We start from the raw sequence: 8,342 nt of genomic DNA, 5'->3' as shown, positions 1-8,342 counted from the left end.
GGGCAAGACACTCCCGTTTCATTGATCGTTTCAAATCATTCGAACCAAAAAGCCGTGTCGAGGAGACGTCCCATGAGCGAGTTCCCGAAGAAGACCCAGGCCGACTGGCAGACCCTGGCCACCAAGGACCTGGGCGCCAACGGGACGCTCGAAGACCTCGTCTGGAAGACTCCGGAGGGTCTGGACGTCAAGGCGCTCTACACCGCCGCCGATCTGGAAGGGCTGGAGTTGGACAGCCTGCCCGGCTTCCCGCCCTTCACCCGCGGCCCGCGCGCCACGATGTACGCGGTGAAGCCCTGGACCATCCGCCAGTACGCCGGCTTCTCGACCGCCGAGGACTCCAACGCCTTCTACAAGGCGAACCTGAAGGCCGGGCAGATGGGCCTGTCGGTCGCCTTCGATCTCGCCACCCACCGCGGCTATGACAGCGACCACCCGCGCGTGGTCGGCGACGTGGGCAAGGCCGGCGTCGCCATCGACAGCGTCGAGGACATGAAGATCCTCTTCGACGGCATCCCGCTCGACAAGATGTCGGTGTCGATGACCATGAACGGCGCGGTGCTGCCGATCCTCGCCGGCTACATCGTCGCCGCGGAGGAGCAGGGTGTCAGCCAGGACAAGCTGAGCGGAACCATCCAGAATGACATCCTCAAAGAGTTCATGGTCCGCAACACCTACATCTACCCGCCCGAGCCCTCGATGCGGATCATCGCGGACATCATCGAGTACACGGCGCTGAACATGCCGAAGTTCAACTCGATCTCGATCTCCGGCTACCACATGCAGGAGGCCGGGGCGACCGCGGTGCAGGAACTGGCCTTCACCATCGCCGATGGCCTCGAATATGTCCGCGCCGCCATGTCCAAGGGGCTGCCGGTCGACAAGTTCGCGCCGCGCCTGTCCTTCTTCTTCTCCATCGGCATGAACTTCTTCATGGAGATCGCCAAGCTGCGCGCCGCACGCCTGCTGTGGTCGACCCTGATGAAGCAGAAGTTCGACCCGAAGGACGCCCGCTCGCTGGCCCTGCGCACCCACTGCCAGACCTCCGGCGTCAGCCTGACCGAGCAGGACCCCTACAACAACGTCATCCGCACCACCATCGAGGCGATGGCGGCGGTGCTGGGCGGCACCCAGTCGCTGCACACCAACGCCTTCGACGAGGCGCTGGGCCTGCCGACGAAGTTCTCCGCCCGCATCGCCCGCAACACCCAGCTCATCATCGCCGAGGAGTCGGGCGTCACCAACGTGGTCGATCCGCTGGGCGGCTCCTACTACATCGAGAATTTGACCCACAGCCTCGCCAACGCCGCGCTCGACCTCATCAACAAGGTCGAGGATCTTGGCGGCATGACCAAGGCGGTGGACAGCGGTATGCCCAAGCTGCTGATCGAGGAGGCCGCCGCCCGCCGGCAGGCCCGCGTCGACCGCGCCGAGGAGGTGATCGTCGGCGTCAACAAGTACCGCCCCGAGAACCCCGAGATGGTCGACGTGCTGGACATCGACAACACGGCGGTCCGCGAATCCCAGATCGCCCGCCTGAACAGCGTGCGCGCCAACCGCGACGACGTCACGTGCCGCGCCGCCCTGGAAGCGCTGACCAAGGCCGCCACGGAGAAGTCCGGCAACCTGCTGGCCCTGTCGGTCGAGGCCACCCGGGCCCGCGCCACGGTCGGCGAGATTTCCGACGCGCTGGAGAAGGCCTTCACCCGCCATGTGGCGGTCATCCGCTCCGTTTCCGGCGTCTACGGCGCCGCCTATGAGGGCGACGAGGGCTTCAAGAAGATCCAGGAGGAGGTGTCCGCCTTCGCCGCCGAGGAGGGCCGCCGCCCGCGCATCCTCGTCGTCAAGATGGGCCAGGACGGCCACGACCGCGGTGCCAAGGTGATCGCCACCAGCTTCGCCGACATCGGCTTCGACGTGGACATCGGGCCGCTGTTCCAGACGCCGGAGGAGGCCGCTCGTCAGGCGGTGGAGAACGATGTGCACGTCATCGGCGTGTCGTCCCAGGCCGCTGGACACAAGACCCTGGTCCCGCAACTGGTCGAGGAACTGCGCCGCCAAGGCGCCGGGGACATCCTCGTCGTCTGCGGCGGCGTGATCCCGCCCCAGGACTACGACTACCTCTACAAGGCGGGAGCCGCCGCCATCTACGGCCCCGGCACCAACATCCCGAAGGCCGCCTCCGACATCCTGGCCATCCTGCGCAAGCAGAAGACTGCGGCGTAACCGGTGTGGAGGGGCGGGCCACGCTCTCTCCCAGCGAGGACTGGACGCCATGAGGAAACATGCGCATAGTGTTTGCGCATGTTTTTTCGTTGGAGGGTGTCCATGGCGCGCGGATCAGTGCAGAGGAAGCCCACCAACGTCTCGGCCCGGCCCGATCTGATCGCCGAAGCGAAGAGCTTAGGCATCAACCTGTCGCAAGTCTTCGAAGCCGCCGTCGAGCAGTCGGTGAAGGACGCGAAGCGGGAGCGCTGGATCGAAGAAAACCGTTCGGCCTTTGATGCCTACGACTCCTATGTGGAAAAGCACGGCGTGTTCAGCACCGGGAAGCGGATGTTCTGATGCGTTTCCTGGATGTCTGCCGGAATCCGGATGCGGTCGGCCGACCTGACCATCCGGTTCCGTTTCTTCTCGTCGTTCAAGGGAATCATGTTGCGGTGCGCTCCACGCGCGTCGTCATTCCTCTCGTCCGGACGTCTGAAGCGGGAACACCCATTCGTGATGTGATGCCGGTGCTCGATATTCAGGGCGAGCAACTGGTTGCCATGACGTCGCAGATTGCGGGCATTCCGGTGACGGGCATCGGCGATGTGGTGATGAACATGTCCAGTCGGCACCACGATATCCGGCGCGCCATCGATGTGCTGACCGGCGATTTGTGAGCGGTTGAACCTTAAGCCCATGTCCATCACCGCCGAAACCGACCTCTACGCCCCCGTCAAGGCCTTCCTCGAAGCCCAGGGCTACGACGTGAAGGCCGAAATCCACGGCTGCGACCTGGTCGCGGTGCGCGGGGCCGAGCCGCCGCTGATCGTCGAGCTGAAGAAGCGCTTCACCCTTGACCTGCTGCTTCAGGGGGTGGATCGGCTCGCCCTGACGGACACCGTCTATCTCGCCGTGCCGCAGCCGGGGCGCAAGGCCAGCGGCGCGTCGCCCCACGACAGCGGGGTGCGCAAGCTGTGTCGGCGGCTGGGCGTCGGCTTGCTGATCGTCGACACCGGCCGGGCCGCGGGGCATGAGGTGGAGGTTCTGCTCGACCCCGTTCCCTACAGCCCGCGCAAGGACAGGACGCGCACCGCCCGCTTGCTGGGAGAGCACGCGCGGCGCCGCGGCGATCCCAACCGCGGCGGCTCCACCCGCGTGCCGATCGTCACCGCCTACCGCCAGGATGCGCTGCGCTGCGCCCGGCTGTTGCAGGCCGGGCCGCTGTCCCTGAAGGCGCTGCGCGCCGTCGGGGCGCCGAAGGACGCCGCGGCCATCCTTCAGCGCAACGTCTACGGCTGGTTCGAGCGGATCGCCAAGGGCACCTATGGATTGACCGAGGCCGGCGTCCAGGGCGTGGAAACCTTCGCCCACGCGCTCGCCGCCGAATAGGCGTGCTTTACCGCGCCATCGCGCACCAGCGCCGCCAGAGCGTGCGGAAGGCGGCTTCGTAGGCGCGTGCCAGTGCCGGAACGTCGCCGAGCGGGGAGGACGCGACACGGCCCCGCAAGCCCGCGCGCAGGGCGGCCAACGCGCCGAGGTCGGCGGCCAAAGCCGCGGCGCGGGCGGCGTAGGCATCGGCATCGGGAGCGATCAGGTCCGGCAACCCGACGGAGGTCATGATGGCGGACCCCACCCGCGCGATTCCCAGATCCCGGCGGCGGCCCGCCGGCACGATCACCGGCACCCCCATCCACAACGCCTCGCAGGTCGTGGTGTGGCCGTTGTAGGGGTAGGGGTCCAGCCCGATGTCCACGTCGTTGTAGTCGGCGAGGTTGGCGCGGATGCCGGCCGGCGGGCGGCGAAGCTCCAGCCGGTCCGAGGCCAAGCCGTGGCAGGCGAACAGCGCCGTCAGGTGGGCGCGCGAGGCCGGATCGCGCATCGCCTTGTACTTCAGCAGCAGGCGGGAGTTCGGGACGGCCCTCAGCGCGCCCGCCCACAGGGCCGCCGTTTCCTCAGTGATCTTGCTGAGGTTGTTGAAGGAGCCGAAGGTGATGAAACCGTTGCGCGACGCCGGCAGCGGGCCGACTTCCGGCGCTTCCGGTGGCCCTTGATACGCCCAGGAGAAGCAGGGCAGCCGCAGCAGCGGCTCGGCGTAATGGGCTTCCTCCCCCGGCGGGGCGAGCAGGGCGTCGGTGATGCAGGCGTCGAAGCGGTCGATGCCGGTCGTCACGATGTTCACCGCCGTGGTCACCTGCACCGGCGCCGGGCGCCGGGTGAAGACGCCCAGCCGGTTGCCCGCCGTGTGGGAGGCCAGATCCACCAGAACATCCACCCTGTCCCGCCGAACCCGGACGGCCAACTCCTCCTCGGTCAGGGCGGCCGCGTCGCACCAGCGGTCGGCCAGGGCGCGGAAGCGCTCCGTCTTGGCGTCGGGGGCGGTGGCGGTCGAATAGAAGAACAGCTCCACCGCCGACCGGTCGAAGGCGCGGAACAGCGGCTCCATGTAGAAGGAAAAGGCGTGGTTCCGGAAGTCGCCGGACACCAGCCCGATGCGCAGGCGGCGGTTCGGGTCGGGATCGTTCGCCGGGCGCGGCAGGGGCGCCGACACGGCGAAGTGCTCCGCCCAGCGCCGTGATTCCTCCAGCAGGCCCGCGCCGTCCTGACCGCTGCGGTAGAGCAGGGCGCACAGGTATCGGCTGCGCGCGTCGCGGTCGTCGGGGGCGAGTCGGACAGCCCGTTGGAGCAGCGGCAGCGATTCCTCCACCCGCCCCATCAGACCCAGCGCCCCGGCGAGGTTGCTGAACGCCCCGGCGTGGCCAGGATGCAGCGCGAGTGCCCGCCGCGCCGCCTCGGCCGCCGCGCCGTAACGTCCCAAGGTCTCGCAGGCGGCGGACAGGTTGACCCAGCCCTCCACATGGCCCGGCTGCACGGAAAGCGCCCGCCGGCAGGCGGTGGCGCCGTCCGCGGTGCGACCGCTCTCGTCGAGCAGCAGGCCGAGGTTGCTCAAGGCTTCGGCGTGGCCGGGGGCGAGCGCCAGCATGCGGCGGAATTCCCGCATCGCTCCGCTCCGGTCACCCAAGGCATACAGCGCCGCCGCGCGGTCGAAGCGGACGCCCGCATCCTCCGGCAGCAGCCCCACCGACCGCTCCAGAAGCGCCGCGGCCTCCGCACGCCGCCCGGCGTCGCGGTGGGGGCGCGCCATGATCTGCAGCAGAAGGGCGGCGCGTCCCGCGGCGCGATGGTCGCCGGGCACCAGCCGCACCGCGCGTTCCAGCGCCGCGACCGCCGCTTCGCGCAGGTGGGTGCCGCCGTGGGGCAGGGCGTTGCCGAAGCGGTACCAGCCCTCCGCCGCGTCGGGGGCCAGCGACAGGGCGCGGCGATGGGCGGCAGCAGCCCGTTCCGGGTGCCCCGCGGCGTCGAGGATGTTGGCGAGGTTGGCGGGATAATCCGCCGCGTCGGGGCGCAGCGCCATGGCCTCGCCGATCAGCGCCGCGGCTTTTTCCACGCGCCCGGTCTGCCCGCACAGCACGCCCAGCAGATGGCTGGCGTCGGCCTGCTCGGGGGCGGCCTCCAGGATGCGCCCGTACAGGATCTCCGCCTCCGCCAACCGCCCGTTCAAGTGGTGATCGAGCGCGGCGGCGAGGGCTTCGGCTATGGTCGCCAGGGCGGGCCTCCGGTGTTCATGGGGCGGGCGGGTCGGATGGCTTTTTCGCCCATCGCGGTCCCGCCGTCCACCGTCCGAAGAAAGGTCACTCAACGAAATCCTCGCGGCTGAGGCCGTAGCGCTTCAGCTTGTCGTAGAAGGTCTTGCGCGGAATGTTCAGCGCCTCGATGGCGGCCTTCACGCTGCCTTTGCAACGGGCCAACTCGCTTTCGATCAGGCTCTTCTCGAACAGGTCCACCTGCTCGGCCAGCGACAGGCCGCTGCGGCCCGCCGCCATCGCCGGAGCGGCGGCGCCCACGGCGGACAGCGCGTCGTCCAGCCCCAGGACAAAGCGGTCGGCGGCGTTGCGCAGCTCGCGGACGTTGCCGGGCCAGTCGTGGGCCGCCAGCCGCTGCACCTGCGCCGGGCTCGGCGCGCGGGGCTCGCGGTTGTAGCGGGCGGCGGCCTGGACGATGAAATGCTGGAACAGCAGGGGAATGTCGTCGCGGCGGTCGCGCAGCGGCGGGATGGTCACCACGACAACGTTGAGCCGGTAATAGAGGTCCTCGCGGAACTTGCCCTCGCTGGCCGCCTTGCGCAGGTCCACCTTGGTCGCGGCGACGACGCGCAGGTCCACGGGGATCAGCTCGTTCGAGCCCAGCGGTTCCACCACCCGCTCCTGGATCACGCGCAGGAGCTTGACCTGGAGCGACAGCGGCATGCTCTCGATCTCGTCGAGGAAGAGGGTGCCGCCGCTGGCGTGCTCGATGCGCCCGACGCGGCGCTTGCCGGCCCCGGTGAAGGCCCCGGCCTCGTGCCCGAACAGCTCGCTCTCGAAGATCGCCTCGGGCATGGCGCCGCAGTTCAGGGCGACGAAGGGGTGCTTGCGCCGGTTGCTGCCGGCGTGGAGGGCGCGGGCGACCATCTCCTTGCCGGTGCCGGTCTCGCCCAGCACCAGCACGTCGGCGTCGGTGTCGGCCACCGCGGCGATGGCGCTGCGCAGCCGCTCGATCCCCGGCGTCCGCCCGACGATGGGCGAGGTCTCCCCGGCGGGCAACCCGGCCAGCTGGTCGCGCAGGCGCCGGTTCTCCAGAACCAGCCGGCGCTTCTCCACCGCGCGCCGCGTCACCTCGACCAGCCGGTCGGAGGGGAAGGGCTTTTCCAGGAAATCGTAGGCGCCGCGCCGCATCGCCTCCACCGCCATCGGCACGTCGCCGTGGCCGGTGATCAGGATGACCGGCAGTTCGGGGTCGAGCGCGAGGGCGCGCTCCATCAGTTCCAGCCCGTCGATCTGCGGCATGCGCACGTCGGTGACCAGGGCGCCCGGCCAGTCGCGGCCGAGATGGCGCAGCGCGCGCTCCGCCCCGTCGCAGGCGGTAACGTCGAAGCCCGCCAGTTCCAGCGCCTGCTGCCCGGCGAGACGGACGGACCGCTCGTCGTCCACGAAGAGGACGGAGCCGCCCGGGGCGATGCTGCCGGTCGTCATGTCTGGATATCCCTGCGCTTGAGGCGGATGGTGAAGAGGGCGCCGCCCTCCGGATGGTTGGCGGCGGTCAGGCTGCCGCCGAAATCCTCGACGATGCCGTGGCTGATCGACAGGCCGAGGCCGAGCCCGTCGCCCGCCTCCTTGGTCGTAAAGAAGGGCACGAACATGCGCGGCAGGTCGGCCTCCGCGATGCCGGGGCCACTGTCGCGGACGGTCAGCACCGCCTCCTCCCCCTCCGCGGCCAGAGCGATGCGGACATGGCGGTGGGGGGAGGCGCGCATGGCGTCGGCGGCGTTGCCGATCAGGTTGACCAGCACCTGTTGCAACCGTACGTCCTCGCCGGTGACCAGCAGGGGGCCATCCGGAAGATCGGTGTCCACCGTCACGGACTCGCGGCGCAGCCGGGCCTCCAGCAGGGCCAGCGCCTGTCCGACGGCGGCGGCGGCGGACACCGCGCCCAGCGTGCCCGAGGCGCGCCGGGCGAAGCCCTTCAGGCTGCGGGTGATGGCGGCCATGCGGTCGGTCAGGTCCGCGATCTCCGCCAGATTGTCGCGCACCGCGTCCGGCCGCCCGCGCTCCAGCAGCACCACCGCGTTGTCGGCGAAGCTGCGGATGGCGGCCAGCGGCTGGTTGATCTCGTGCGCCATGGCCGCCGACATCTGGCCGAGCGCCGCCAGCTTCGCCGCCTGGGTCAGCTCGTTCTCGGTGGCGCGCAGCTCCGCGGTGGCGGCGGCTACGCGGCGCTCCAGCTCGGCCCGTGCCTCCTCCTGGAGGGCCAGCCGCTCCACGAGGTTCAAGCGGCGCTGGGCCAGAGCGTGGCCGGTCAGGGCGGCCAGCGCCACCACCGCGGCGGCGAGCAGCCCGGCCTGCTGGGCGCGGGTGGCGACCGGGGCGAGGCTGGTCAGGGCGTGGATCGTCCAATCGCCGCCGGGCACCGCGGCGGATTGCAGGAGGTAGCGCCGCTCCGCGTTGCCCTCCCTCAGGGTGATGCGGTCGGATGCCCCGCCGAAGGCCCAGGGCAGGGCTGTCTCTTATACACATCTGACGCTGCCGACGATTATACGC

The 8,342-nt window shown here is 69.9% G+C and carries 7 protein-coding genes; 4 read left to right on the top strand and 3 right to left on the bottom strand.

Going from position 1 to position 8,342, the window contains the following annotated elements:
• Positions 1 to 72 precede the first annotated feature (72 nt).
• The 4 genes from scpA to Q4I23_RS27845 all read left to right on the top strand — a co-directional run bounded on the left by scpA (position 73) and on the right by Q4I23_RS27845 (position 3,597).
• On the top strand, positions 73 to 2,226 hold the full coding sequence (gene scpA / locus Q4I23_RS27860; protein ID WP_498528360.1) for a methylmalonyl-CoA mutase: 2,154 nt from the start codon (positions 73 to 75) through the stop codon (positions 2,224 to 2,226).
• 102 nt (positions 2,227 to 2,328) lie between these two features.
• Positions 2,329 to 2,565, top strand: coding sequence for a type II toxin-antitoxin system CcdA family antitoxin (locus tag Q4I23_RS27855; RefSeq protein ID WP_172428560.1), 237 nt, complete (start codon positions 2,329 to 2,331; stop codon positions 2,563 to 2,565).
• Positions 2,565 to 2,885 (top strand): CcdB family protein, encoded by a 321-nt coding sequence (locus Q4I23_RS27850; protein WP_454016919.1) that lies wholly within the window; start codon positions 2,565 to 2,567, stop codon positions 2,883 to 2,885. The genes Q4I23_RS27855 and Q4I23_RS27850 overlap by 1 nt, the downstream gene beginning before the upstream one ends.
• A gap of 19 nt (positions 2,886 to 2,904) precedes the next feature.
• Positions 2,905 to 3,597: a DUF2161 domain-containing phosphodiesterase gene (locus tag Q4I23_RS27845; RefSeq protein ID WP_454016918.1), complete on the top strand. Its 693-nt coding sequence runs from the start codon at positions 2,905 to 2,907 to the stop codon at positions 3,595 to 3,597.
• 7 nt (positions 3,598 to 3,604) lie between these two features.
• Here Q4I23_RS27845 and Q4I23_RS27840 read toward each other — a convergent pair whose 3' ends face one another.
• From Q4I23_RS27840 to Q4I23_RS27830, 3 genes are read right to left on the bottom strand one after another with little or no spacing between them, the layout of a single operon-like run.
• The gene (locus tag Q4I23_RS27840) at positions 3,605 to 5,905 is read right to left on the bottom strand and encodes a tetratricopeptide repeat protein (RefSeq protein WP_498528359.1); all 2,301 of its coding nucleotides are present in this window, start codon (positions 5,903 to 5,905) and stop codon (positions 3,605 to 3,607) included.
• Positions 5,898 to 7,277, bottom strand: a complete 1,380-nt coding sequence (locus Q4I23_RS27835; protein WP_498528358.1) for a sigma-54-dependent transcriptional regulator — start codon at positions 7,275 to 7,277, stop codon at positions 5,898 to 5,900. The genes Q4I23_RS27840 and Q4I23_RS27835 overlap by 8 nt, the downstream gene beginning before the upstream one ends.
• Positions 7,274 to 8,212 (bottom strand): sensor histidine kinase, encoded by a 939-nt coding sequence (locus Q4I23_RS27830; protein WP_498528357.1) that lies wholly within the window; start codon positions 8,210 to 8,212, stop codon positions 7,274 to 7,276. The genes Q4I23_RS27835 and Q4I23_RS27830 overlap by 4 nt, the downstream gene beginning before the upstream one ends.
• Positions 8,213 to 8,342: the final 130 nt, after the last annotated feature.

This window comes from Azospirillum sp. UFLA03-27 (assembly GCF_059803775.1).
This window is presented reverse-complemented; position numbering and strand designations above follow the sequence as displayed.

Coding starts and splice junctions, on each gene's coding strand:
- Q4I23_RS27850 (WP_454016919.1), top strand. CDS start 2,565: ATGCGTTTCCTGGATGTCTGCCGGAATCCGGATGCGGTCGGCCGACCT.
- Q4I23_RS27835 (WP_498528358.1), bottom strand. CDS start 7,277: ATGACGACCGGCAGCATCGCCCCGGGCGGCTCCGTCCTCTTCGTGGAC.
- Q4I23_RS27855 (WP_172428560.1), top strand. CDS start 2,329: ATGGCGCGCGGATCAGTGCAGAGGAAGCCCACCAACGTCTCGGCCCGG.
- scpA (WP_498528360.1), top strand. CDS start 73: ATGAGCGAGTTCCCGAAGAAGACCCAGGCCGACTGGCAGACCCTGGCC.
- Q4I23_RS27845 (WP_454016918.1), top strand. CDS start 2,905: ATGTCCATCACCGCCGAAACCGACCTCTACGCCCCCGTCAAGGCCTTC.